Source organism: Shewanella algae, assembly GCF_009183365.2.
In the GTDB taxonomy this organism is placed as follows: Bacteria; Pseudomonadota; Gammaproteobacteria; order Enterobacterales; family Shewanellaceae; genus Shewanella; species Shewanella algae.
In genome coordinates this window covers 556,290-582,542 of record NZ_CP068230.1, presented here as the reverse complement: position 1 = coordinate 582,542, position 26,253 = coordinate 556,290, and the positions used below count along the sequence as shown (strand labels likewise).

Annotated in this window: 22 protein-coding genes; 8 read left to right on the top strand and 14 right to left on the bottom strand. The window is 54.4% G+C overall.

Features of this window, described 5'->3' with window-relative positions:
• Position 1: 1 nt before the first annotated feature.
• Entirely contained in the window at positions 2-1,036 is a 1,035-nt protein-coding gene (gene arsB / locus E1N14_RS02675; RefSeq protein ID WP_062794008.1) for an ACR3 family arsenite efflux transporter, read from the bottom strand.
• A 65-nt stretch (positions 1,037-1,101) separates the two neighbouring features.
• Complete coding sequence (locus E1N14_RS02670) at positions 1,102-1,437, bottom strand: ArsR/SmtB family transcription factor (RefSeq protein WP_025009303.1); 336 nt, start codon at positions 1,435-1,437, stop codon at positions 1,102-1,104.
• A gap of 780 nt (positions 1,438-2,217) precedes the next feature.
• On the opposite strand from E1N14_RS02670, the gene putP reads away from it, so the two are divergent.
• From putP to E1N14_RS02645, 5 genes are all read left to right on the top strand, one after another.
• Positions 2,218-3,714, top strand: coding sequence for a sodium/proline symporter PutP (gene putP, locus E1N14_RS02665; RefSeq protein ID WP_025886847.1), 1,497 nt, complete (start codon positions 2,218-2,220; stop codon positions 3,712-3,714).
• Between the two features lie 105 nt (positions 3,715-3,819).
• Entirely contained in the window at positions 3,820-4,962 is a 1,143-nt protein-coding gene (proB, locus tag E1N14_RS02660) for a glutamate 5-kinase (protein WP_044733611.1), read from the top strand.
• Between the two features lie 46 nt (positions 4,963-5,008).
• Positions 5,009-6,256 (top strand): glutamate-5-semialdehyde dehydrogenase, encoded by a 1,248-nt coding sequence (locus tag E1N14_RS02655; protein WP_025009301.1) that lies wholly within the window; start codon positions 5,009-5,011, stop codon positions 6,254-6,256.
• A 1,868-nt stretch (positions 6,257-8,124) separates the two neighbouring features.
• A complete protein-coding gene (locus tag E1N14_RS02650; protein WP_025009300.1) occupies positions 8,125-9,228 on the top strand; it encodes a phosphoribosylaminoimidazolesuccinocarboxamide synthase in 1,104 nt (367 codons plus the stop codon).
• A gap of 196 nt (positions 9,229-9,424) precedes the next feature.
• Positions 9,425-9,883, top strand: a complete 459-nt coding sequence (locus tag E1N14_RS02645) for a universal stress protein (RefSeq protein WP_025009299.1) — start codon at positions 9,425-9,427, stop codon at positions 9,881-9,883.
• Between the two features lie 10 nt (positions 9,884-9,893).
• On the opposite strand, the gene E1N14_RS02640 is transcribed toward E1N14_RS02645, so the two are convergent.
• The 9 genes from E1N14_RS02640 to E1N14_RS02600 all read right to left on the bottom strand — a co-directional run bounded on the left by E1N14_RS02640 (position 9,894) and on the right by E1N14_RS02600 (position 18,963).
• Positions 9,894-11,174: a winged helix-turn-helix domain-containing protein gene (locus E1N14_RS02640; protein WP_025009298.1), complete on the bottom strand. Its 1,281-nt coding sequence runs from the start codon at positions 11,172-11,174 to the stop codon at positions 9,894-9,896.
• Positions 11,175-11,347: 173 nt separating this feature from the next.
• Positions 11,348-12,187 (bottom strand): ABC transporter permease subunit, encoded by an 840-nt coding sequence (locus E1N14_RS02635; protein WP_051546818.1) that lies wholly within the window; start codon positions 12,185-12,187, stop codon positions 11,348-11,350.
• Entirely contained in the window at positions 12,187-13,098 is a 912-nt protein-coding gene (locus tag E1N14_RS02630) for an ATP-binding cassette domain-containing protein (RefSeq protein ID WP_025886842.1), read from the bottom strand. The genes E1N14_RS02635 and E1N14_RS02630 overlap by 1 nt, the downstream gene beginning before the upstream one ends.
• A complete protein-coding gene (gene nosD, locus E1N14_RS02625) occupies positions 13,085-14,389 on the bottom strand; it encodes a nitrous oxide reductase family maturation protein NosD (protein ID WP_025009296.1) in 1,305 nt (434 codons plus the stop codon). The genes E1N14_RS02630 and nosD overlap by 14 nt, the downstream gene beginning before the upstream one ends.
• Positions 14,390-14,394: 5 nt before the next feature.
• Positions 14,395-14,895 (bottom strand): nitrous oxide reductase accessory protein NosL, encoded by a 501-nt coding sequence (locus tag E1N14_RS02620; RefSeq protein WP_025009295.1) that lies wholly within the window; start codon positions 14,893-14,895, stop codon positions 14,395-14,397.
• Between the two features lie 75 nt (positions 14,896-14,970).
• Positions 14,971-15,624, bottom strand: coding sequence for a tetratricopeptide repeat protein (locus E1N14_RS02615; RefSeq protein WP_062793711.1), 654 nt, complete (start codon positions 15,622-15,624; stop codon positions 14,971-14,973).
• Positions 15,625-15,635: 11 nt separating this feature from the next.
• Positions 15,636-16,388: an FKBP-type peptidyl-prolyl cis-trans isomerase gene (locus E1N14_RS02610; protein WP_062793710.1), complete on the bottom strand. Its 753-nt coding sequence runs from the start codon at positions 16,386-16,388 to the stop codon at positions 15,636-15,638.
• Between the two features lie 38 nt (positions 16,389-16,426).
• Complete coding sequence (locus tag E1N14_RS02605; RefSeq protein WP_223828960.1) at positions 16,427-16,813, bottom strand: rhodanese-like domain-containing protein; 387 nt, start codon at positions 16,811-16,813, stop codon at positions 16,427-16,429.
• Between the two features lie 113 nt (positions 16,814-16,926).
• Complete coding sequence (locus tag E1N14_RS02600; RefSeq protein WP_025009293.1) at positions 16,927-18,963, bottom strand: multiheme c-type cytochrome; 2,037 nt, start codon at positions 18,961-18,963, stop codon at positions 16,927-16,929.
• Between the two features lie 389 nt (positions 18,964-19,352).
• Between E1N14_RS02600 and E1N14_RS02595 the strand changes: the two genes are divergently transcribed.
• Genes E1N14_RS02595 through E1N14_RS02585 form a run of 3 tightly spaced genes read left to right on the top strand, consistent with a single transcriptional unit; the run spans position 19,353 to position 22,265 of the window.
• The gene (locus E1N14_RS02595; RefSeq protein WP_062793709.1) at positions 19,353-21,278 is read left to right on the top strand and encodes a heme lyase CcmF/NrfE family subunit; all 1,926 of its coding nucleotides are present in this window, start codon (positions 19,353-19,355) and stop codon (positions 21,276-21,278) included.
• On the top strand, positions 21,271-21,669 hold the full coding sequence (locus E1N14_RS02590) for a cytochrome c-type biogenesis protein (protein ID WP_025009292.1): 399 nt from the start codon (positions 21,271-21,273) through the stop codon (positions 21,667-21,669). The genes E1N14_RS02595 and E1N14_RS02590 overlap by 8 nt, the downstream gene beginning before the upstream one ends.
• Positions 21,666-22,265, top strand: coding sequence for a TlpA family protein disulfide reductase (locus E1N14_RS02585; protein WP_025009291.1), 600 nt, complete (start codon positions 21,666-21,668; stop codon positions 22,263-22,265). The genes E1N14_RS02590 and E1N14_RS02585 overlap by 4 nt, the downstream gene beginning before the upstream one ends.
• Positions 22,266-22,401: 136 nt before the next feature.
• Here the strand turns inward: E1N14_RS02585 and E1N14_RS02580 are convergent, their stop codons facing one another.
• From E1N14_RS02580 to E1N14_RS02570, 3 genes are read right to left on the bottom strand one after another with little or no spacing between them, the layout of a single operon-like run.
• Positions 22,402-23,424, bottom strand: a complete 1,023-nt coding sequence (locus E1N14_RS02580; RefSeq protein ID WP_025009290.1) for an HlyD family secretion protein — start codon at positions 23,422-23,424, stop codon at positions 22,402-22,404.
• Entirely contained in the window at positions 23,424-24,752 is a 1,329-nt protein-coding gene (locus E1N14_RS02575; RefSeq protein WP_025009289.1) for a glycosyltransferase family 2 protein, read from the bottom strand. Before E1N14_RS02575 ends, E1N14_RS02580 begins: the two co-directional genes overlap by 1 nt.
• The gene (locus E1N14_RS02570; protein WP_152134855.1) at positions 24,745-26,136 is read right to left on the bottom strand and encodes a TackOD1 domain-containing metal-binding protein; all 1,392 of its coding nucleotides are present in this window, start codon (positions 26,134-26,136) and stop codon (positions 24,745-24,747) included. Before E1N14_RS02570 ends, E1N14_RS02575 begins: the two co-directional genes overlap by 8 nt.
• Between the last annotated feature and the right edge of the window lie 117 nt (positions 26,137-26,253).

The window sequence follows — 26,253 nt, the reverse complement described above, 5'->3', positions numbered from 1 at the left end:
CTCAGTTCTCCGTTAATTTATTGGCCGCTGGCCAGTTACCGCGGCGGCGATTGGCAAACGCCACCAGGGATAGCATCACAGGCACTTCCACCAGTACCCCGACGACTGTGGCCAGCGCCGCTCCCGAGTGCAGACCAAAGAGGGAGATAGCCACGGCAACCGCCAGTTCGAAAAAGTTGGATGCCCCTATCATGCAGGCCGGAGCGGCTATGTTGTGGGGCAGGCGCAAACGCTTCGCCAACCACCAGGTCAGCAGGAAAATACCGTAAGTCTGCAGTAACAGTGGAATGGCTATCAGCACAATATTTTGTGGCTGGGCCACTATGGTTTCGGCTTGCAATGCAAACAGCAATACCACAGTCAGCAGCAGCCCCAATATCGACCAGGGCTTGAGTCTGGACAGCAAGGCCGTAATCGCCTCTGGCCGGCTATTGAGGTGTTTGCGGGTCCAGATCCCCGCCAATAGAGGCAGCAACACATACAAAGCCACAGACAGAATCAAGGTTTCCCATGGTACCTGAATATCGCTCACCCCCAGCAGCAGTGCCGACAGTGGTGCAAAGGCAAAAATCATGATCACATCATTGACCGATACCTGCACCAGAGTGTAGTTGGCATCGCCCCGGGTCAGTTGACTCCAAACAAACACCATGGCGGTACAAGGAGCGACTCCGAGAAGGATCATCCCGGCGATATACTCCTGCGCTGTTTGCGGCTCTACCCAAGGGGCAAACAGAAAACGGAAAAAGAGCCAGCCGAGCAGCGCCATGGTAAAAGGCTTCACCAACCAGTTGATCACCAGCGTCAGCAGCAATCCCTTGGGATTTCGGCCAACATCCTTGATAGCGGAAAAGTCAATTTGCACCATCATGGGATAGATCATCACCCAGATAAGCACGGCGATCACCAGATTGACATGGGCGTATTCCAGCGCCGCCACCGCGGCAAATACATTAGGCGCCAGATAACCCAGCGCTATCCCAGCTAAAATACACAGCCCTACCCACAGGCTGAGCCAACGTTCAAAAGTTCCCATACATCCCCCTCTCCGGTCCCCCGGCGGTTAACTTCCGGTGCTCAAGTGATAGATCCCGGCCGGATTCAACAGCAAGCTTGCGGCCTCGAGGCCATGGCCTCCAGCCGAGTCAGCTCATTAGCAATAAAGCCCGGGTTGGCCGTCAGTGTGTCCCGCAGCAACTGCTCGCACCAGGGTGCCAGCTCGGGGCTGAGACGATAAAACACCCATTGGCCCCGGCGTCTGTCCTGCAGCAGCCCCTGAGTTCGCAGCTGCGCCAAATGACGGGAGATCTTCGGTTGACTCAAGGCCAGGGCCTCAGTCAACTCGCAGACACAAAGCTCTCCCTGCTGCAGGATCAACAGCAGACTGCGCAGCCGGGTTTCATCGGCCAAGGCTTTGAAAAAAATGGTTAGTTCCATGATAAATGCCACTCCTTAAGGCCAATGATCGGCCTGCCATACATCTGCCAATTTCAGTTGGTCACTCAAATAAGCACCTTCAGCAATCTGGAGAATATATGGATAAACAGATATATGATAAATCATATATAAAAACGCCTATAGTTCAAGCGCTATTTTGAGGAGTTTGTCGGGTTGGAATTGGAGATCTGCCCCAGGGGTTACACGGGTTTGCAGTGGTTCGCTTGGCAGAAGCCGACGCTATCGTAAATTAATTTTAAACCCTAATTATTTCCGGTTTATTTCAGAACCAAATCAGAAAATTGTTATAGCTCAAATATAGAACCTATCGCCTACCTTATAATTGTATGCAATATATTAAAAATTGAAAAAACTAAAATAACCACAAAATAACCAACTGATTAATATAAAAATAACCTTCCACAGCCAGTTTAAAACCTAGTATTCCACTCAGATATAAACTTGATCATTTTCTGATAAACATGAATAATATCGTTCGAACAAAAACCATTTGAACACTAATCAATAGATTGGTTAGCCTTCAAGTGGTTTTTCACTAGCCCAACTTCAGATGAAACTTAAGGAAGGAGAATCACGATGAATGCCAACAGCTCACAGGAGTCTGACAGTCATCTTTCACGCTACCAAATCAGCCTCAGAGATAAAGCCAAGCACCTGATCCAATTAGGGTGTTTCTGGCTCGTACTCTCAACCTACCTGTACCCATTCTGCAAACAAAAACTCAATCAAGCCTTCACTGGCAATAACGGGCACTAATCTATGGATTATTCGAGTTATATCTCTTTGGCCATCTACTTTGTGGTCATGCTGGCGATAGGCCTGTTTGCCTATCGCAATTCTACCGATGATATTTCGGGCTACATTCTCGGCGGCCGTCAGGTCAGCCCTCAGGTCACGGCGCTGTCGGCCGGCGCTTCCGATATGAGTGGTTGGATGCTGATGGGTCTGCCGGGCGCCATGTTTGTTATCGGCTTCGACACCATCTGGATTGCGCTTGGCCTGCTTATCGGCGCTTGGTTCAACTATCTGCTGGTAGCGCCCAGGCTCAGGGTTTATACCCAGGAAGCAGATGACGCCCTGACTCTGCCGGACTTTTTCAGCAAGCGCTTCGAGAAGAAAAACGGCTCGGTGCGGATGATTTCTGCAGCGGTGATCATACTCTTCTTTACTCTCTACACCTCTGCCGGCCTGGTCGCCGGGGGCAAACTGTTTGAATCCGCCTTCGGCCTGAGTTACCAGCTTGGCCTGGTGATCACTGTCTCAGTGGTGGTGGCCTACACCCTATTGGGGGGCTTTCTGGCCGTCAGTATGACCGACTTTGTTCAGGGCTGTATTATGTTTGTCGCCCTGGTGATGGTGCCTATAGTGGCTTTTCAGGAGTTCAACAATGGCACTGAGATGATGGCGCAGGCCAATCACACCATAGTGCCTCTATCTGAATCTGTGGAGAAAATGAGCCTGCTGGCGATTGTTTCCAGCATGGCCTGGGGACTGGGTTATTTCGGTCAACCACATATCATAGTGCGCTTTATGGCAATTCGTTCGGTGAAAGATATCAAGACGGCCCGCAACATAGGCATGAGCTGGATGTTGGTGACCATACTCGGCGCCCTGGCCACAGGCCTTATCGGTGTCGCCTATGTCAACAAGTTCCACCCTGGGCTGCAGGACCCGGAAACCATCTTTATTCTGTTCTCGGAAATTCTGTTCCACCCCTTGGTGAGTGGCTTCCTGCTGGCGGCGATTCTGGCGGCCATCATGAGCACCATCTCCTCACAGCTGCTGGTGTCATCCAGTTCGCTGACAGAGGATGTCTACCGCGCCGTGTTCCACAAGGACATAGACGAGAAGAAGCTGGTTAACATAGGTCGCCTTGGGGTGTTTGCCGTTGCTGCCGTGGCCACTTTACTGGCACTGGACAGCGACAGCAGCATATTGTCACTGGTGAGTAACGCCTGGGCCGGTTTCGGTGCCGCCTTCGGGCCACTGGTGCTGTTCAGTCTGTTCTGGTCGAAGATGACCCACTCGGGTGCCGTCGCCGGTATCCTCACCGGCGCCATCACTGTGCTGCTGTGGATCCTGCTGCCTGTCTTGCCCGATGGCAAGACACTCTCCAGCGTGATCTACGAGATAGTTCCCGGCTTTATCATAAGCTCCACGGCCATAGTGCTGGTCAGCCACTTTAGCCAGGATCCCTCACACTCAGTGCAGAAGACCTTCCACGCTACCCGGGAAAAGCTGCAACAGGCCGGCTGATAGCTGGATAGTACAAATCCCGTTATAGACCCGGTGGCAGACGCCGGGTCTAGCTTCAATCCCCAATCCGCTTCGAAGTAACACCTCAAACAGGTTAAGGAAGTTATGAATAAGCAACCAAGGCAACGAATTGTTTTAAAAGTCGGCAGCGCCCTGATTGCCCCTGACAGACAGGGATGTAGCTCGCGCTATCTGCTGGCCATAGCCCAATTCATTGTGCGCTGCCGCGCTAAAGGCATTCAGACCATACTGGTTTCTTCCGGCTCAATTGCCGCCGGAGCCCACAGATTTCCGCTCAAACCGGGCAGTGAAGCCAATAGCCCTGAGGCCCAGGTAGTACTGAAAAAAGCCATGGCCGCCGCCGGGCAGACTGAGATGATGGCGACCTGGGATAAGTTTTTCGACTTTCCCACGGCGCAAATTCTGCTGACCCATGGCGATCTACGCGACAGAGAGCGTTACCTGTCGATTAGGGAAACCGTGTTTACCCTGCTGGATCACGACATACTGCCGATCCTCAACGAAAACGATACCGTCACCACAGATGCACTCAAGGTGGGTGACAACGATAACCTGTCAGCCATGGTGGCAGCCGCGGCCGACGCTGATACCTTAGTGATCTGCTCGGATATTGATGGGCTCTACAACAAGAACCCGCATCTGCACAGCGATGCCGAGCTGCTGCCCGAGGTCAATAAAATCGATGCCGCCATCTATGCCATGGCCGGCGGTAGTCACAGCGATGTCGGTACCGGCGGTATGCGCACCAAGATAGAAGCGGCGGAAAAGGCCAGCTCCCACGGCATTGATACCTATATAGTCAACGGCTTCAAAGAGGAGAGCTTTAATGCCCTGTTGTCGGGCCGCAATCCCGGCACCCTGTTCCGGGCATCCGAAACTCCGTTGCAGGAGCGGATGCATTGGCTGACCCACACTGTCAGGGCTCAAGGGGAAGTGATAGTCGCCGCCGATGAGGTGATGGACAGCGCCAAGAATTGCGCCGAGCTTTCCAGCAATGAAGTACTTGAGGTCAAAGGCAACTTTGCCGCCGGCGATACCATACTGCTGCGCAGCGACGACGGCACCCGTCTGGCCAAGGCCCGCAGCAACTACAGCAGCAGCCTGCTGAGTTTTATCGCCGAGCAGGAAGACCCTGAACTGGCCGACAGCTTCACCGACAGCCTGGGCGGCATAGTCTCGGAAAAAGATATCGCCCTACTCAGTAAAACGCCGCAACTGGAGAAATAGCAGCGGCCCGCCACCAGAGTAGCGCAACGAACAAAGGAGGACCCTAATGAGTCTGATAACCACACTGGCAAGCTCAGCGGCCAAGGCGGCCAGGGAGCTGGCACTCATAGATACCCAAACCAAAAATCAGGTGCTGAAAGCGATGGCCCGGGCGCTTCTCGCTGAAAATGACAATATTCTCAAGGCCAACGAGGAAGATCTCCTTGCGGCCCGCAACGCAGGTCTCAGCGAAGCCATGCTCGACCGTCTGACCCTGACGCCAGAGCGGATCGCCGCCATGGCCAGTGGCATTGACACCATAGTCGAGCTGGATGACCCCGTGGGTCAGCGCCGCGAGCTGGGCCGCCGCCCCAACGGTATTCAGATAAGCAAGCTCAGAGTGCCGCTCGGGGTAGTCTGTATGATCTATGAGGCGCGCCCCAATGTGACCGCGGATGCCGCAGCGCTGTGTTTCAAATCGGGCAACGCGGTAATACTGCGGGGCGGTAAAGAGGCGCTTAACTCCAGCCTGGCGATAGCCAAAGTGCTGCACAAAGTGCTGCAGGAGTTCAAACTGCCGACCGCGCTGGTATCCGTGGTGCCGGATCCCGACCGTGCCTTGATGCTGGAACTGTTGCAGCAGCGCGACTACATCGACCTGGTGATCCCAAGAGGCGGCGAAGGCCTAATCAACTTTGTCAGCGACAACTCTAAAATCCCGGTTATCCAGCACTTTAAAGGCGTTTGTCACCTCTATGTCGACAGAGATGCCGATGTGGAAAAGGCGCTCAACCTGCTGCTCAACGGCAAGACCCAGCGCACCGGTGTCTGTAATGCCCTGGAAGGCCTGTTGGTACACAAGGATATCGCCAAAGTCTGGCTGCCTATCGCCGCTCAGGCCTTGGCCGACAAGGGGGTGAAGATCAATGCCGATGAGAAGGCGGCGCCCTTCTTCGACCAGGCCACTGTGCTGACGGAAGATGAGTTCGGCCAGGAATACCTGAGCCTGGAAATCGCCGTACGCCAGGTCGACTCACTGGCGGATGCCATGGAGCATATCGCCCGCTTCGGCAGCCACCATACCGAGGTGATCTGCACCGAAAGCCAGCAAGCGGCGCAACAGTTTCAGCAAGGGGTCGATGCATCTGTGGTGATGGTCAACGCCTCATCGCGCTTCAGCGACGGCAGCGAGCTTGGGCTCGGTGCCGAAATCGGTATCGCCACCACTAAGCTCCATGCCTACGGCCCCATGGGACTGGAGTCATTGACCACGGAGAAATTCTTGGTCAATGGAACAGGTCAGACACGCGACTGAGGAAGGGTTTGGCAATAGCGGGGCTTACTGCCAAACCGCTATTGCCCACCACCTAGAGTGCGGATGCTGGAAGCCCGGATGCCGTGAATGACAGGATGTCCGAGAGCGGCCTTCTCACACTTGCTCCCCTGTGACATGGAGAGAGTTGCGCAGCAACGTGCTTACGAGCGAGATCAAGAGATGGCAACTTGGCTGTTATGCATTGAGGCATTTGAACCACAACTTTAGGCCGCTGGCACAGCGGCTAGCATTGCTTTCAGCTCAAAATAGCCAAATAACATAGATTGAACTTCCAGCAACTGATGTCTCCCATTGCCTGCCGCAGGCTTATGCACAGGCGATCCTGTGACACGGCGTGAATACGTCCCTGTAACCTCGACGAAAACGTCCCTGTTTTCGACGGTCACAGTTCCGCCTGTGCCTGGGGAATAGGCGTATGTCTGTGGGTATATAAGCAATTTCAAGCAACGCTATTATTACAGAATTGCACCAATTCCCGCTCGAAGCGGCCGCAGGGCGTTGATGACAATCGCGTAGCGAGGCATGGATGCCGAAGCAGCGCCAGTCGAATCAGGGATGAGCGTCTGGCGCGATAGCGAATTGACATCATAAGCACAAGGGGTTTTCCGCTGCGTCGCGGGTCGCTGGGGGTTTGGAAAGGGGGCGAGTCGATACAGCCCCCTTTTCTCGGGTGTGGGGCGAAGCTCCACGACTTTACGCCGCTGGCACAGCGGCTATCATGGCTTCCAGCTAAAAGTATCTAAGTTAGTATTGGCAGGGCCTCCGGCGACGGATGTTTCTCATTGCCTGCCGCAGGCTTATGCACAGGCGATCCTGTGACACGGCGTGAATACGTCCCTGTAGCCTCGTCGAAAACATCCTTGTTTTCGACGGTCACAGTCCCGCCTATGCCTGGAAAATAGGCGTATGTCTGCAGCTCAAAACAACTCTGTGTGGGAAGAATTGCACCAATTCCCCCTTCGGAGCCGCCGCTGGCGTTGTTGCAAATTGGCGTAGCCGAGACAGGGATGTCGAGGCTCGAAGGTCGAGCAAGGAGGCGAGTCCTGAGTGTAGCCAATTTGCTTCATAAGCCAGTGGGGATTTCGGCTACGTCGGGGTGTCTTTGGGGATGCAAGGGGCTTTGGACAAGCAAAGCCCCTTGCCCGGTGTGGTTTGGCGAGAGTTGCGTAGCAACGTGCTTTCGAGCGAGAGCCAGGGATGGCGAACTGGCCGTTGTGCATGGATGCATTTGCTCCACGACTTTAGGCCGCTGGCACAGCGGCTATCATAGCTTCCAGCTAAAAGTTACTAATTAGTATTGGCAGGACCTCCGGCGACGGATGTTTCTCATTGCCTGCCGCAGGCTTATGCACAGGCGATCCTGTGACTCGCTGCGAGAACATCCCTGGCTCAGAAGGTCACAGTCCCACCAATGCCTGGAAAATAGGTGTATGTCTGTAGGTATATAAACAATTTCAAGCAACGCTATGATTGCAGAATTGCACCAATTCCCCTCGGTGTAGCCGAAAGCCATTGGCGCATAATAAGGCAGCAGAAACATGGATGCCGAATCAGCGCCCAAGCTCCCTGGGTTCAACCTCATTAGTCTCTATCGCGAACAGAGTTTTGCTCCAGTAAACAAAGCCTCCCCGTGGCAAAAGGTTGCGACTGAGGTAAAATAGCCCATCTTTTGTCGGCGGCATCTCATACTTGTATGACTCCACAGCGGCTCTACCTCTCAAGCACAGCCTTTTTTGCTGCTTGCTGCTGCCCCGCCGCCGGCTCGCATTCTCCCGGAAACAGGCAGATAACAATAACCCCGCCTGCCGGACTTAGCCTTAAACCCTACACCCAGAGGAATACTCGTCATGAGTCTTGCTGATTCCGTTCTAGCCGTAAACAATGATTTGCCTATCCGCACCGACAAGCCGGTTCACAGCGGAAAAGTGCGCAGTGTCTACTGGTTGACCGAGGCCGACAGCGCCAGATTGATCCGTGAAAAGGGCTATGATGTGCCCGCCGATACTCCGCTGGCGATCATGGTGATCTCGGATCGTATCTCCGCCTTCGATTGCATCTTCCACGGCGAAGAGGACCTCAAAGGGATCCCGGGCAAAGGGGCAGCGCTCAATGCCATCTCCAACCACTGGTTCAGCCTGTTCAAGGAAAAAGGGCTGGCCGACAGCCATATTCTCGACATTCCCCATCCCTTCGTGTGGATAGTGCAAAAGGCTCGCCCGATAAAGGTGGAAGCCATTATTCGCCGCTATATTACCGGTTCCATGTGGCGCGCCTATCAAAAGGGTGAGCGGGTATTTTGCGGCATCACGCTGCCGGAAGGATTACAAAAGGACCAGCAGCTACCCGAGTTACTGATCACCCCATCGACCAAGGGCATACTCAAGGGGATCCCCGGGGTACCGGAGCAGGATGATGTCAACATCAGTCGCGCAGATATCGAAGCCAACTTCGAGGCCTTCGGCTTTGAAAAGCCTGAAGATATCGATCTATACGAAAAGCTGCTCAAGCAGGGATTCGAAGTCATTTCCGAGGCGCTGGCACAGCAAGATCAGATCTTTGTCGATACCAAGTTCGAATTTGGCTATGTCACTGACAAACAAGGCCAATCCAAGCTTATCTATATGGATGAAGTGGGAACCCCAGACTCTTCACGTATTTGGGATGGCAGCGCCTACCGTGACGGTAAGATCCTCGAGAACTCCAAAGAAGGCTTCCGTCAGTTCCTGCTCAACCACTTCCCGGATCCGGATATCCTGTTGAACAAGGATAGAATGCCGGAACGTGAAGCCCTGGCCCGCGACAACGACCTGCCACTGGAGGCCATGATGAATGTCTCGCGTACCTACACAGGTATTGCCGAGAAAGTCACCGGAGCCAAGATTACTCTCTCGGATAATCCCAAGGCAGAAATCATCCGGGTACTCAAGGAACAATACGGCTTGGTGGACTAAGGCATTCTGCCGCGGCTGCGACTCAGGCAGTTTCCCGTTAAGCATAAAGCCCCGTCCGGGGCTTTATTCGTTCAATGACAGGGATTTTAGCCGAACCGGCACCTGCGAATATCTCCCCTGAACGCCAAATTTGTACCTTGCCAAGGCTGGCTTAAACTTAAAGAAGTGGCCAAGGCCGAGTAAAAGGAGATGCATCATGCGTACCCGACAAATCCTCTGTCCGGTCGACTTCTCTGAAGAATCCGAACACGCCCTAGAATATGCCATAGAGTTGGCGGCGCTCTATAAAGTAAAACTGAGACTGCTGCATGTGATCAGCAAGGCCTATGGCGAAGACATTACCACTCTACCCCATCACGAAGAGAACTTCGGCATAGTGGCCGTGACCCAGGCGCAGCTGCAACAACATATGCAGGCCTATGCCTCGGAGAAAATCCATGCACTTTTGCAGCAGTTGCATCCAGAGCAGCAACTCGAGGTGCTTATCCGCCGCGGCAGCACTGCCGGCCAAATCCTCGAAGAGGCCGAGAGCGCCAATGTCGGCATGATAGTTATCGGCTGTCATCAACGCACTGCGCTGGCCCATTGGCTGCTGCCCAGCGTCGCCGAGGAGATTATCAACAAGGCCAAGTGCCCTGTGATGGTAGTAAAGTAGCCTTATCGGCTCAGAGCTTCACTTCACTGTAGGTAGTCCAGGCCAGTAAATTACCCATCTGCGGCACTATCCAAACGGCTGTCTTGTGATCCTGGTAGACCCGGAAGTAGTAGATCTCCTCGTCACGGATATCGTCTTTACGGATCTCGCGATAGAAGTGCATCGCCGAGTCACTGACATTGTCCGGCTTGGTGAGTTCTTTCTGGTTCACTTTCACCTGGAACACATCCACCGGGGTGCCGGAGATCTCGGTGCGGTACTGGTGAAAATAGCCCCGCAGTTGATATTTGATCGGTGTGGTAAGGCAGTCCTGGTCGGTAACGCAGGCCGATGAATAAAACTGCCCCGAGTCTTTGCTGTCGTAAACCAGCGATAGGCTGAGATCGGTACGCACCAAGAGCTCATCTGCGACCGGGAAATAGATATCCGCATGGTAGTTGTGCTCCACCAACTCGGCATTGTCTACCGCCGGCGGCAGAATAATGCGGTTATAACGGATCCGCCGCTCCATCTCCTGGCTCAGGGGCACAAACTCCTTCATGCTGAGACCGGCAGGTTTGGGATCTATGGCGGTGATATTGATGATGCCATCGCCGTCACAGCCTGTTTCATCGGCACTGGGACAGATGGCAAAAGAATAATTACGGCCATCCGAGGCGGCATAAGCGCTGAAATGCTTTAATCCGGGGATAAGATTTCCCTCAGGCGCCAGATGCTTTTGCCACATGGAAGGATGCAGCTGCTTGGCCTCATCACTGTAAAACAACTGCGCCGAGGCCAGCGTGCCTCCCACATTCAAGGGTAACTGCTTGTCGGCACGCCAATGGCTCACCTGTTTGACCATTTCGTGATAGTCACTGTAGTACCAGAAGAAGCCCACCAGCCCCAACAGCAATAAAATACCCAGGAGTTTGATTTTCAGAGACACACTCACCAAGGCAGTGCGGATGGCTTCACCATCGGAGATGGCCAGCATATGCACATGGGACTGTTCGGAAATATTCAGCTGATAGCCACGGCGGGCAACCGTCTTGAGTTGAATTTCGGGATAGGGTTCCAGTTTCTTTCTGAGAATACTGATGCATTGGGTCAGTGAGGTCAGCGCCACCACCCGCTCCGGCCAACCTACAGCCAGCAACTCATCTTTTCCAAACACGTTTCCCGGGGCAGACAACAGGTGTGACAATACCTGAGCCTCAGAAAACGACAGGACGATTTCTGAACCATCGCGTTGATCCAGCAAGTGTTTTGCCTTGGTATCCAACGCCAAATAGGGAGTCAGCTGTTGCATTGGCACTCCGAAAAGTCACTCCAGAAGATTTGACTGCCCCCATATCACGGGAGCTTGAGGATAGGTTATAAGTTTAACCTGAGTGCAACAGTCAGAATGTGATACTTATATCAATTAACAATTTGTTTTCGTTAAATAAAAACTATCTAATACAGCAAACTCCAATAGCAGATTCACAGCGGCCGGCGCTGAAAACTGTAGCGGCACAGCCAAGATAACAACAACAGCCAGCCAAAGAGTATTCCCAGTAACCAGGGCCAGGTCGGCACACCACTGGCCAAGCCCAGAAAGCTTTGATTAAGCAAGCGAAACACACTGGCCGGGTTCAGCAACATCAGCCACTGCAATCCCGACTGCCCAAGGGTATCGGCCGCAACCACGGCCAATACCAGCAAGGCCAGATCATAGAGCAGCACCAGCAGCAGCCAAAGCAGCATCAGCAGCGCCAGTGCCTGAGCTTTCTGTTTGACCTGCATGCTGACCCAGTAGCCTAAAAGCATAAACACCAACCCGAGCAACCAGGCGCTGGCCAGCAAGAGGGCAAGGGACGCGGGCAACTCGACGCTACGATATTCCTGAGCCAATACAGGCAGTAACCCCAAAGGCAAGCCAAACCCCAGCAGCAAAGCCAGCAGCAGGGCGCCGCCCTGCCCCATCAGTTTACCGGCCAGCCACTGACTGCGGCTCAAGGGGTAGGTCAATAGCAATAACAGGGTGCCGGCTTCGGCCTCCCCCACCACGGCATCGAAACTCAATAGCAGCGCCAGCAGCGGCACCAGAAAAACGCTTAAGGTTAAAAGAGAGTTGAATAGCTGTGGCAGCGCCTGCCAACGAAACTCACCGCCTAAGGCCCCGGCGCCGAAAATAACCGCAGCCGCCAACAGGGCAAACAAACAGCAAGCCGTTTGCAGCCAGCGGCTCCGCAGGCAATCTTTGAACTCCTTGGCGGCAACGATAAATAACGGATTAGGCCGCTGGGGTGTCAATGCTTCATTTTCTCTGACCAGTTGCATCAGGCGGCCTCCCCGAATCTTTTAGCCGCGACATTCCGGCGATTTGAGTCAAGCGGTGCCATAAAATGATGAAACAGTTCACCGAGGGATGCCGGAGGCAACTGAAAGTCAAAGCAGCGGTATTGCTCCGTCAGTATGGCTATCGCCTCCGGCACGCTGGCCTTAGCCAGTTTCAACCGGCCAGCGGAAAAGCTCGGCCCCAGCACGGGATCGCCACTGAGGTCCAGCCGAGATGGCAACTGGATTTCCTGTGGTAAGTCAGCCTCTTGCCTCAGGTTATCCAGGCTTCCCAGCGCCCGCATCCGGCCATTTGCCAGCATGAGCGCCAAGTCAAGATGCGGCTCAACCAAAGCCAGTTCATGGGTGCAAACCACTATGGTGCAACCTTGCTGTTTCAGCGCCGCCAATTGGGCATACATGAGCGCCGAGGCCGAGGGGTCCAGGCCCACTGTCGGTTCATCGAGCAACAGTAATCTGGGGCGGCTCAGTAGCGCCTGCGCCAACCCAAGTCGCTGTCTCTGGCCCTTGGAACACTGTCCCAACCTGCGTTTTACCAAGCCATCCAGTTCAAACTCAACCAGCAGCTCTTTGACTCTGGCCGCACCTATGCCCTTGAGCCCGGCGAAATAATTCAACAGTTCGCCCAAGGGCATATTGTCGTAGAAGCTGACGTTCTCCGGCAGATAACCCACCTGCATTGGGCTTTCACCTGCGGCCTTGCCGAGAATCTTCAGCTCGCCACCGGCGGGTTTCAGCAGCCCCAGCAGCAGTTTGATCAGGGTCGATTTGCCGGCACCATTATGGCCCAGCAATGCCAGCAACTTACCCTGGGGCAGCTGCAAGCTGATATCCTCCAGCACAGGCCTGTCGCCACGGACATAGGCCAGTTGCCGACAATCAATGCTGGGCATAGTGGGTCTCCTCGTCACTCTGTTGCGAATTGGTTTTCATCTCTTGTTTCGGCGTAATATCAATGGGCTGCAGCAAAGGAAAACTGTCGCGAACACCTATATCCTCGGCCAGTGCCAGCTGGCGCTGCAGCCAGCGCAGCAAGAGCACCACAGGGCTGTCCATCAACCATCTGGCCTCGGGGTAAAGCCAAAACAGCCTGTCCAGGGCATCGTTGGGCAGATAGGGGGTATCGCCTATGCCATCACCATCGAGATCCCAGCCCTGATAGCTGCTCCAATAGTTGCCCTGTCCCAGAAGGCTCCACTCCTGCGACTTGCTGCCGACATAACGCACCTGAGTCAGATTGTTTTCTATGTTGTTGCGCCACAGACTATTGCCCTCACCGCCCAGGGCAACACTGATACCGGTATCGCTGTCACTGAAATGGTTATGGCTGATACGGTTGTCGGCGGCGCCATAGATAAACAGCCCCTTGCCTTCACTGGCGATGGCGGGATCGCCCTTGGGGTTGTGAATAGTCGCCACCCTGTTATGGTGCACCTCGCTCTGCTGAGTCACATTGAGCAAGATACCAAAATCGATTGCGGCGCTGACTTGATTGTGTTCCAGGGTGATCCCCTTGGAGCTCATCAGCGCATAGCCGCCCTGTAGCCACTTGGCGCTGTTGTTCCAGGCACTGTCATTGCGGGTATACATATAGTGAATGCCATATTGCTGGCGGCTGAATTGATTGTGGCTGACCCGGCTGGCGTCGACGTTTTCCAGATAGATACCGTCGCGCACCGAAGCTATCTGATTGTGGTGCAGCTCGGGGGCATCAACATATTTGAGAAAGATGCCGTCACCTCTGTCCAGCAGATAACGCCTGTCGTCACCGCTTATACGGCAGTATTCCACTTCCGGGCGTTTGAGCTGCTCGCCATGAATGCCAAATCCAGGCCCCGACAGCTCAAGCTGCAGCAGGCGGACATCATCTGCCCCCGGCAGCAGACGCACCCCGGAATCATGTTCATAAAGATCGCCGCCCCAGTTACGTATCTCAAGCCCCTGCAGGCGCACGCCGGCGGCCTTGATAGTCACAGCGCTGCCTTTACCGCCGGCATCGATTATGGTGCCTGGCTCACCGACAATGGCGATAGCCTTGTCGATCACCAGCGGCCCCAAATACTCGGCGGCAGAGAGAGTCAGCACCTCGCCTTCACTCAGTGCATCTATGCGTGCCTGTAGCGGGCTTTGGCCGCCAAGGCAGCCAAAAGAGAGCAGCATCAGCGCCAGCAGGGTGCGTAACATCTGTCTCAGTTGGCTCCTTCCAGCAGTTCCAGGGTGACCTCTTCATAGGCTAGTACCCGGCCACCCCAGGCTTCGGCGAAAGCCTGTGCCGCTTCCTTGGTTGAAAACGGTGCAACAGCAGGCCCCATCACTCCCTTCTTGCTGGTGCCATAGACATACCAGGCCTTGGTGGCATCGATAAAGGCGTTGTCGTCCGGCTGCTCCCAGTCGGTAGTGCCCATGTCATGAACAAACATGGCGGCAATACGGCGTTGATTTTCCGGTTGCAGCGCAAAGCTGAACATGTCGCGGCTGGAGCAGAACTTGGGCACGGCATCACTGTCTTTGAGCATAAGTTGCCCCTTGGGCCCAGGGTATTTGGTGATCATCATGCCGCACATATGGCACCTGTCATGCTGTTTCAGGTGCTGGGCGTGATGTTCATGATTGTGGCTCTGCGCCGGTGTGCATCCGGGCAGCCCCAGCAGCAGGATGGGAATGGCGATGGCCAGCAGTGTCTTTTTCATCTTTCTCTCCAATCAATAGATTCAACGCCTCGCCGGGGCCTTGCAGGGACAACCCATTTGGCGAGGGTTGAAAAATCACTCGAGTCGGCTGCGGGCGTTGGCAATGGCATATTGCAACGCCTCACAATCCAGTTGCGTATTGTTGCTGTCCAGCAGCAGTTGCCAGTGGCCTATGGCCTCGGCATATCTTTGGTTGAGGAAGGCATCATTGGCCAGCAGCAGCCGGGTGCCGGGATCGGCACTATCCAGCGCCAGGGCCTGTTCGACCCAATCCTGGGATTCCGGCAACCACTGGCGTTGATCTCGGTAATAGGCGGCTTCGGCCAACTGCCCCAGTAAGGCGGCGCTCTTGCCCTGAAGCTGCAACTGCTGCTTCAGGGTAGCCACCGCATCCAGATACATGCCGCCGCGCACATAGGCCTGGGCCAGCTGTTGCATCAAGGCACTGTCTTGTGGCGCATCGGCACTGGCGCGTCTGAGCCTGACAATTTCGGCGGCCAGCAGGTAGTCTATGCTGTCGTCGGCCTCGGCCGACTGCCAATCCTGGTAGCGGCCGGTATAGGAGTAAGTCCCAAGACTCAGGCCTATGATCAGCAGCGGCAGCAGACTCCAGTGCCACAGGGCAGGAAGAACTCTGTCCCCGCGGCAGGTTTGCCACTGATAGAGGGCAAACAGGCTCATAAATGCCAGGCTCAGCAGGGCCAGTCCCAACCAGAGCGGATTAGCCATAGTGCCTCCTGTCAACCGTGGCCAGGCATTGAGTGCTTGCTGTCTTTACCCGGCTTTTCGACCTTGACAAGCTCGACTTCAAACACCAGAGTGGCCTGCGGCGGGATCACCCCGGGGGCCTGCTCGCCATAGGCCAGCTTGGCAGGGATCACGAAACGGAACTTGGACCCTTCAGGCATCAGTCTCAGGCCTTCTTCCCAGCCGGGGATCACTGTCATCAGCGCGAAACGACCGGCAGCCTTGTTTTTGCTGCTGTCTTCAAACACAGTGCCGTCGATGAGCTTGCCGACATAGTTGACTGTCACCACATCTTCCGGGTTGGGCTTCTTGCCCTTGCCCATGCTCAGCACTTCGTACTGCAGGCCACTGTCGGTAACCTTAACGCCGGACTTTTTCTTGTTCTCGGCCAGGAAAGCTTCGCCGGCCTTGAGGTTTTCTTCGGCCAGTTTGTCGAAGCGCGCCTCTCTTTCTTCATTGAGGGCGATGGCTCTTTGGTTGAGCAGATCCAGGATCTGTTCATCTGTCAGTTGCTGCTTGTCTTTAAGAGCATCGGTAAAGCCGGTGATCAGCAGCTCCATATTGACTTCGGCGCCCAGCTCCAGCTGTTGGTAAACCTGGCCCGAAATATAGTTGCCCACTGAGGCACCCAGGGCGTAGGAGGTCTTGTCTGTCTCTGTCTTCAAGTCGGCCGCCAGCGCGGGCAGGCTCAGACAAAGCGAGAGGGAAATAGTAGTAGCAAGTTTTTGTAATTTCATGGTTTTCATCCTGCAATTTCTAAATTCAATGCCCAAATAATCTATTTTCAAGGACGCTCAATCGGCCGTCCCGAGATGCGCCAGCCATAGATACCATCCGGCATCTGCCTGACATCGGTATAACCCAGTTTCATCACCTCTCTGGCGGCCACATTGCTGGCGGTGCAGAGGCGGTTGGCACAGTAAAACACCATGGTGGTGTCCTTGTTTTCCGGCAACAAGGTCTTCCAGTTATTGACGTTGAAGTAGATGGCGCCGGGAATGAAGCCATCCCCCCATATCTCCAGAGTGTTGACGTCATAGAAGATCACTCCGGGCTGGCTGAGCAGCATCTCGGCCTCACGCATGGAGATCTGGTTGAGTATCTCTTCGTGGTAAGGGGCAGGAACCAGATCCCCGCCACCGCCGGCCAACACCGCCGGTGTCGCAACCATAAATGCCAGTGGCAGCAAGGACTGTTTCAGCGCCTGTTTCAATGAGAGTCGGACTCGCATCTTTATCCTCCATTAAAGGCTCCGGACGAGCGCCCGGAGCCTGAGTTGCCTAATTACAGCGAGGCTGTCTTGGTGCCTTTGCCGTCGGCGATGGCTTCAGCCTGAGTCACATAAGTGACAGCTGCATCCATACGCTTGACTGCGTAACGGGGAGCGTGAACCCCCCAGGAACCGTCTTTACGAATAAACTCAACTATGTCGCGGGCCTTGTCGGTCAGCAGCAGTACCTGAGTCTTGTCTTCAATAGACAGCTTGTTCTTGGCGACTTTGCGATCAACACGCTTGAGCGCTTCTTCCACTTTGGCCAGGCTGTCTTTAACAGGTGTCTGCCACTTCATGACCTTGCCGTAGATCTCTTTCTGATCCTTGAAGTGCAGGCCCTTGCTCAGCTCAGACTGGAACTGGCTGTGACAACCTTTACGCTCAACCACATCGTGGTCAGAGATAGAGGTACGGGCACAGGTCCACATCAGGTCGAGATAGCCGTGACCATTCTCATCCTTGGCCACAGTCCAACCTTTGGTGGTGGACTTGCGAGGTTGACCTTCGGGTGGGTTAAGGGTCTTGCGATCCGGGCTGACATCAATCTTCCACAGGTGAGACTTACGCACTGCGTCGAAACCGGCCATATCCGGATACTGAATCGCGGTGAAGTTCTCACAGCTGCCCATGTTGGGCATGTGACAGCTGGTACAGCTGTTCTTGGCGTGGGTACCTGTATTGGCTGCCATTTCGGCCTGAACCTGGTGACAGTCAACACAGTCTTTCTTGATGGCAGGCTTGGTATAACCTGATTTCCAGTCATTGCTGGTGACTTCGTGTGGATCGTGACAGGTAGAACAGCGCATGCCCTTGTCATAGTGAGAAGACATGAACATCTGTGAACCTTCGGTACCACAGGAAGGACAGGCAGACTTCATCTTGACGTTGAAGGCATATTCCAGCTTTTCTTTGCCTTGATCTGTCTCGGCCAGCTCATCGATATAGTTGAAACGCTGGTGACAACGTTCACAGTTGGAAGGCATGCCGCCGCCGTTACCACCATCCAGGTGACCACCGGCGCCGTGACACTCTTCACAAGCGATACCACGGCTGATGGTGTGTTCCTGCAGCTTCTTGGGATCGCCAAGAGCATCCAGGTATTCCTGCTTGTTCTTGAAGTCAAACTTGAAGCTATGGCAAACCTCGCAGTAGGAGCTGGCAGGCTGGAACAGGAACTCTTTCTTGTACTTGGCACCGTAGGAGGTCATACCCCACTGGTGAGAACCACTGGCGCCGAAGTCTTCCATCTTGGTGGGGAAGTCAGGAATCACCTTCTGGATCTTCTTGGCCATTTCCGGGGTCAACCATTCGGCCCAACCACGGGAGAACTGGTTACCACCGGCAACCATGGTACCTGTACCGTCTTTCAGCAGACCGCCTTCAATATGGTAGGAACCACGCACCAGGAAGCTGTCGATATAGCCATACTTGGTTCTTGGAGTACCGACTGTGGCGTAGATAGCATCCGGAGTTATGCCGTCCGGCAATACGGAAGCATCAGAGCCATACAGCTTTTTCTTCAGATCATTGTCCACTTCCGGGTGTTCACCGGGGAAACGTATGGTCTTGGCGTGACGCGAGCGCTGCCACTTCTCATACTGCACCGCGTGACACTCACCGCACTTCTCAGGGCCAACAAACTTATTGGGGAAGTCGAGAATAGACTTGGCCGCCAAACGATACTGCACCGCAGAGGGGCGTCCCACCCGCTTGCTGTACTTCTGGCCGTTACCTTGGTCCATGTACTCTTCACCGCGGTCACTGACCTTGTACATACCAATTAACTTGCCCTGCTCCTGATACTTGAACACAGGGTGATTCTGGAACAGGTAGTCGAACAGCTCTTTTTCCTGAACGATATAGTCCTGCAGCGTCTTGACGCCGTTTACCTTTTCCATGCCGTTGGGATTGGCGATCACCTTCTGCGCCGACTCTCCCATCTGCTTATTGCCGTGACCTGGTTTATCTGCCGCGAGCGCACCAGCCCCGCTGACGGCAGTTAAACAAAACAACATGCTGAGTGTTGTCCTTTGTTGCCATCGTCTCATCATATACTCCTGAATTTGTCGTCGGTTATTTCACAAACGAACTTGTTATTGCCGGCTTGACCGGTCACGACTCATTCTTCATATGTACAAGGACAAAAAGCTGCGCCAGAGCACAGCTAGCCCCCGCTTGAGAACTCAAGAAAGCAACACCTTACATTTACCTTTAAAAACAGTAACTTTAATCTTGAACAACAGAACTATTCAGTTCTTTTTTTGAGCGTTTTATTTCTCAAAAAACCTCAAAACCCCGGCTGAAAATTGAAAAATACCGCACCGGCAAACATAGGCTGATAAAGGCGTGACAGATCACAGAGCCAAAGGGGTAATAACCCTAGTCTCAGTGCCATAGATCCATTTCCGGGAAGTCCCGGCATAACAAGAGAGCGGCCATGTTTTCCATCACCATGTTGCCCGAACTGGGACACTTCCTGCTGATCCTGGGCGGTAGTTGTGCCTTGTTTGGCGCCTTGCTTGCGCTGCTCAAATATCGCAACCCAGGTATCGAATGGCCACTGCGGCCACTGCTGCTGGGGCAAGCGCTGGGACTAACAGGCGCCATACTCCTGCTGGCATTGGCGTTTATCCTCAACGACTTCTCTGTGGCTTATGTGGCCAACAACTCCAATTCGGCCCTGCCGCTGTTTTATAAAGTGGCCGCAGTCTGGGGCAGCCATGAAGGGTCTTTGCTGTTTTGGATGACAGTAATGGCATTATGGGCCTGGCTGGGGTTGCCGAGGCGCTCGCAAGATCAGAACTATCTGTTGATGTTGCACGGTAGCTGTTCGGCGATTCTCTGTGGCTTTGTCTTTTTTATGTTGCTGTACGCCAATCCCTTTGCCCGCCTGCTACCGGAAGTGCCGATAGAAGGACGCGATCTCAGCCCCATGTTGCAGGACATAGGCCTTATCCTGCACCCGCCATTGCTGTTTCTTGGCTATGCAGGCCTTGGGATCTGTTTTTGTATCGCGCTGGCATTGCTTGTCAGCCACAAGTTCAGCGCCGCCCGCCTTGGCAAGCTCAAGCGCCATCTGCTGCTGACCTGGGTGTTTCTCACCGCGGGTAATGCCCTCGGATCCTGGTGGGCCTATAACGAGCTGGGCTGGGGTGGTTGGTGGTTCTGGGATCCGGTGGAAAATGCCGCCTTTATTCCCTGGCTGGTGACCACAGGCGCGCTGCACTGCCTGTTGATCAAAAACCACAACCCTTTGGCACAGCTCTCGGCCCTGGCACTGGTGTTGCTGGGCTTCAGCCTGTGCCTGCTGGGCACTTTTATTGTGCGCTCCGGCATTATTCAGTCTGTGCATGCCTTTGCTGCCGATCCCGAGCGCGGGGTGATCATTCTATTGCTGTTGCTGCTCTACGGAGGCGCCGGTTTCTGCCTGTTTGGCCTCAGATGTCGCCATCACTGGCAACCGGGCAAGCTGGCACCACTTGGCCGGGACGGTCAGCTGTTGCTCGGCAGCCTGATCTTGCTGACCATGGCGCTGACGACCCTGCTGGGTACCCTTTACCCGCTTTTCTATCAGGCACTTGGCCTGGGAAGCCTGTCGGTAGGGGCGCCCTACTTCAATACTCTGTTTGTGCCCATGTTGGCGCTGCTGCTCTTACCCCTGGCGCTAAGCACCCTGCCCCATATGGCGCCAAGGCGCCTGGGGCTGCTGGCGCTGGTCACTGTAGCTGCGACCGCTCTGGCGCTGTTTTTCGAGGGCAGCCTCGACCCTTGGCTACTGGCGGGCGGTGCAATGAGCCTCTTTCTGCTCTGCACCCTGCTGCTTTATCTATTGCCGCTGGGCCAGATTGCCGGTAAGCGCCGCAATATTCCCATGTTGCTGGCCCACACCGGCCTTCTTGTCAGCATCATGGGTGCTACCGGAGTCAGTTGTTTCGAGCAGCACTCTCTGCTGCGTATGGGCCCGGGCCAAGGCAGTATTCTGGGCGACTACACCTTTATCTATGAGCAGACCCGTTTGCTGGACAAGCCAGCCTACCGCGGTGAACAGGCAGTAATTCGGGTTGAGCGCAATGAGCAACTGCTTACTTACCTCTATCCGGAGCGTCAGGAATTCAACTCCAACGGCATGTCGCTGTCCCAGGCTGCCATCTATCGCGGGGCCTTTGGCGATCTCTATGTCTCCATGGGCACCCAACTGAGTTATGAAGAGTTTCTGGTACGTCTCAGCATCAAGCCGCTGGTGAGTTGGATCTGGCTCGGCGGTGGTTTGATGGCCATTGGCGGCCTACTAGCCCTCGGAAGCCGACGACGCCTGCTGCAAACCGATGTATTAACCGCCTCAGGGAGACTTCAACATGATTAAGCTAATGCTGCTTGGATTATGGCTCAGCTTGGGTTGCGCCGAAGCCCAGGCGACCGACATGGATATTGCCCGTCTCAGCATAGATATTTCCAAGGAACTTCGCTGCCCCATGGCCACCAACCAAAACCTGTTTGAGTCGGAAACCGCCATTGCCAGCGAGCTCAAGGCGCAGATCTATCTGATGCTGCAGCAGGGCAAGAGCCGGGAACAGATACTCGACTTTATGGTGGAACGCTATGGCGAGCAGATCCGTTATCAACCCACGCTGAACGCAGGTACGGCGCTGCTGTGGTTGGGGCCAGTACTCTTGCTGCTTGTGCTCCCCGGCGTGTTGCTGTTTTTCGGCCGCAGCAACAATCAACCCCCTCACGATCAGGAGAATCCATCTTGAGATCCTATTTGCTTCTATGTCTTGCCCTGTTGCTGCCGCTGTCGGCCCAAGGGGGCATAATGCAGCACAAGGCTTATCACACAGGTGAACCTGTGCCAAACAAGCCTATGATTATGCGTGAATTTGTTGAAATGCAGCACGCCAGAAAGGTGGCAAAGGTGACCTTTGCCGATCTACAGGGTAATCCCAAAACCTTGGCTGAATATCAAGGGCGTTTGGTGCTGCTGAATCTGTGGGCCAGCTGGTGCCCGCCCTGCCTGCGTGAGATGCCGGCACTGGCCAAGCTGCGCAGTAAACTGCAGGGCAGCAGTATTCAGATAGTGCCGCTGTCGATAGATGAAGATCCGGCTGCTGTGGCACCTTTTCTGGCCAAGCATGAACTCAAGTTGGATGACAGCTGGATAGACAGCAAGAAAGAGATAGAGAAGATCATGCCGGCCAACGTGGTACCGGCAACTTATGTGTTTGATCCCAATGGGAACTTAGTCGGCTTTATCCGCGGCTATCTGGACTGGGATGACCCGGATATAGCCGACTATCTGTTGCGCTTTGCCGCCAAGTATCAGGCGCTGGCCCAAAGCAAAGTGCCACAGTAAACCGTGCAACCGTCCCGGAGCATCTCCCAAGTCACTCCGGGCAACTCTTTGGCAAAGAACAATGTGACTTCTCCGCCATACTTTTTGCCCGCTTTCCCGTCACGCACGCCAATTTTTGTCGGGAAAGCCTTTTTTCTCAGAAACGATCGAAACTCACTTCCACCGGAACGCCCTCAATCGCCAAAGGCAGGCTCTGATGCAAAGCAAGCGTGACCTTGAGTGCCGGTTTGTCACCATCGAAAGGACCGGACAGCTGCTTGGGCACCTTACCCACCAATTCGGTCGGTTCTTTAATTTCGGCGCGGATCCGGGTTCCATTGGGGAGTTTGACGCTGGCCTGCTGTCCCTGAGCAACATAGTTGAGATACTTGGGCGCCAGATAACAGACCACCACAGGCTGTGCCCGCCCCGACAGCCAAAGCATAGGCTGCTGCTCGGCTATGGTTTCCCCCTGCTGCACCAAAACATCGGCTACCCGGCCGGCAAACGGCGCCTGTATGGTCAACTGCTGGCGTTTGGCCTGCAGCTCAGCAAGCTTTAGCAGCAGGCTGTTGCGACTCTGGGCTATCACCCCCGCATCCCGCTCCTGCTGCTGCAACTGCCTTTGCTGCAACAGCTCGGCCCTGGCCTGCTCCAGCGCCATTCTGGCACTGGTATGGGCCTGCATCACCGCCGCCATATCTGCAGTGGGAACCACCCCCTGCTTACGAAATGACTCGAACTGCGACAATAGTTCATCCTGACGCTTTACCCCCTGCTCGGCCACCAGCACCCGTTGTTCCAGTTGCCCCAGAATAGCCAGGTCCTGCTCCAGCGATGGCGGTGTCAGCTCGGCCAACTGGCGCTGTAACTCGTCAATGCTGGCGTCCAGACCGGCATCGACCCTACTCCCGGGTTGTACCGAAAGCTCCAGCAATCGGCCCTTCTGCATTGCCCGCATCTCCAGCGGCTCAGAGGTCAGTATTCCCGGTGCCAGCACAAACAGGCTGGGGCGCAGCAACACCCAAAGCAGCAAGACCACAGGGGCGATAACCAGCAATAGCAGCAGATACCAACGCCATTTCATTCCGCCCCGTTTTGCCGGGGCATAGTCCACCTTTAAACCTTGATCCCGGGTGGGTTGTTGCGCCTTGGCAGCCGCTTGATAAGTCACTTTCACTAAAATTTTCTCCCGCGTTTCAGCACCCACCAGGGAGCCATGGAACTCTCTTCATGTGAGCGTCTGACCACTTCATTAAGCAAGGCAAACAAGCAGATACTGCGCATAAACAAGGCGTAGAAGGGATAAAGCGGCAACCAGAGCAGCAGCTTCAGGTCCTGACGTGGCCGCTCGGAAATCGCTACCAGTACCAGCAGATAGAAGAACAGCAAGAATCCCAAATATCCCAGGTAGATGGTCAGGGCAATGGTTGTCAAAAACTGCCAGGGGTACGCCAGTGCTATCCCTAAGCTGTAGAGCAAGATGACAAAGGGCATCAGCACGTTTTGCAAGAAGCCGTAGACCAGAGTAAAGGCGAAGGTGGCACCCCCCAGAAGCCCGGGGGTAAAGGCCGGCCAGTGCTTGCGAAAGTAGAGAAACAAAAGGTCGCCATCCCAACGTAATCTTTGCCAGACAAGCGTCTTGAGATCCATGGGGGCATCGGTATGCCCTATGGCCAGCGTGGCAAAGGGAATGCGCCAATTGGGATGACGGCCAAAGTACTGTTTGAATCTCAGCGTCAGATCCAGATCCTCGGCGGTATGGGTATCCCAGCCGCCGATTTTGACCAGCAAGTCACGGCGAAAAGCGCCGAATGCTCCTGAGATATTGTTGAGCAGATTCCAATGCCCAAGACCGGTCTTGCCGCCTTGCATGGAGATCAAATATTCAATCGCCTGCATCCGGGTCCACAGCGAATCATCGACATTGCGCACCCGCAAAGAGCCACCGACTGCCGGCACGTTGGGATCGGCGAACAGCGGCACGATTTGGGAAACCATATCATTGTCGAACGAAGTGTCGGCATCGGCATTCATCACCAGCTCGCCGCTGGCCCTGGCCAAACCGGCATTCAGAGTCGAAACCCGGCCGCCACGTTGCCACTTGGGCAGTACGATAATCTCCCGCCCCGGGCGGCGGCATTGTGCCGCTGCTGCCTTGGCGACCTCGAAGGTTTCGGCGTTTTGCACCGCGCCGTCAACCATGGCAATGATCTCCATCTCCCCCGGGTAGTCCTGTTCGGCCAAGGTGGCTATGGTTTGCCGCACCGCTTCTTTCTCGGCATAGCAAGTAATGATGCAACTGACCTTGGGTCGATAAGCCTTCTCAACCTTGGGGCGGCGGAACGTTTGCCAATGCCAGCCGATGACGCCTGAGACCACTATCAGCATCAATGGCATTTCGTAGAGAAAAATCATCGGCACCAGCCAGAGAAACAGGCTGACGTCTGTCGCCAGGTTGTGCCAAATATCCAGGCTCATAAAAGCCAGGGTATTGAACTCACTCACCGTCCAATACCTCGGCCTGCTGCAGACGGCTGGCCAACCAGGATTCAACTTCGGCACCAAGTTGTTGATCCGGCAGGCTGACCGCCTTGAGCCTTAACCTCAACTCTCCCTCTGGCACACTGTCATTGAGCCGCTGTAGTTTTTGCTTCAATGCCGGTAACTGTGACTCGCCAGTGTAAGGCAATAGTAACAAGACGCCTTGGTCATCATGGCTGCTGCAGGCATCGGTCACCCGAACCAGGCTCAACAAGCGCTGCTTGAGAGCATCGAGCAGAGTCAAGGCGCGGGCTTCTCCGCTGCCGGCCAGATCCGGCGCCAACGCCTCCAGATCCAATACCAACAACAGGTGCTCATGACCATGACGCAGTGCCAACTGATTGTGCCACTGCAGTAACCAGAGGAAGTGAGCCCGGCTCATCTGTTCGCCAAGCGCGGCAAACAGTTGCTGCTGAACGCCATGGCGCACCAGTTCCCTTCCCTGCTCCGCCAGTTCAAAGTCAGAGATGCGACGTATGGTCAGCTCGTCCGGTTGATGTCCATGACCACAGTGCATACAAACAGCATCGACCTTGGCCTCCAAAAACAGGCTATTACAGCTATTGCAGTGTTGGTTTTCTATTGGTCTGTCATAGTCGACACCTATATGCCGCAGCCGCTGCAAACAGTTGGGGCAACTGAGTCCGCCGCTGCGACTGAAGGCTTGCTGACTATCCACATGACCACAGTTAAAACAGTGCAAACTGGTCTGCATATCAATTTCTATGCTGCGGCACTGGGGACAAAGATCGATATAGTTGAGGTGCCCTGAGTGGCACTTGCAGCATAGCCTGACTCTGTCCTTCAGCTTGGTGGGTGCCAGCCAATGCCGGTTCAATAATTTATCCAATAGCAGTTGGCTTGCCTTTGCTGACCCCGTCAATAGCTGCAGCAGTGGATACTCATAAAGATGTGGTTTTTCCGGCGTAGCCACAGGTTGTAAACGATATTCAGGAAATAACCACATAAAACTCAACAGCCGATAACTGACATCATCCTGGCTGGGTAATTTAATTAAGCTCTTCCTTTGCCAATAATTTTCCAACTCTTGTTTGAAGTCAGGCTGAAATAAACCATTGGCCAGATATTCAGAGAGAGGGCTTGGCGTTATCACTTTGATCATGGCCATAAAGCTTGATGGCTGGCATCTCAGCTGAATCAGCGCTTGGTCCTGAGCTTCAGCCGGCAGGTTCAGGCAGATGACTTCATAATCAAGACCGGCAGCCAAGAAATCACTAACATCATTAAACACTTCAAAATCAGTGCTATAACTTTCTGAATTTCGAAAGCCAATCCAACAGGGGATGGCCTGTGCCTCAACACTGATATCGGCTCTGGTAATGGACATATAAATCTCGGCAACGACAAGCCCGCCAATGAAAGATGAAAACATCCTTGGCGAAGTTTGTACGAATCAATTAGAATCTATTTTTAAGCGGTGGAGATTATATAACCAAAAAAAACA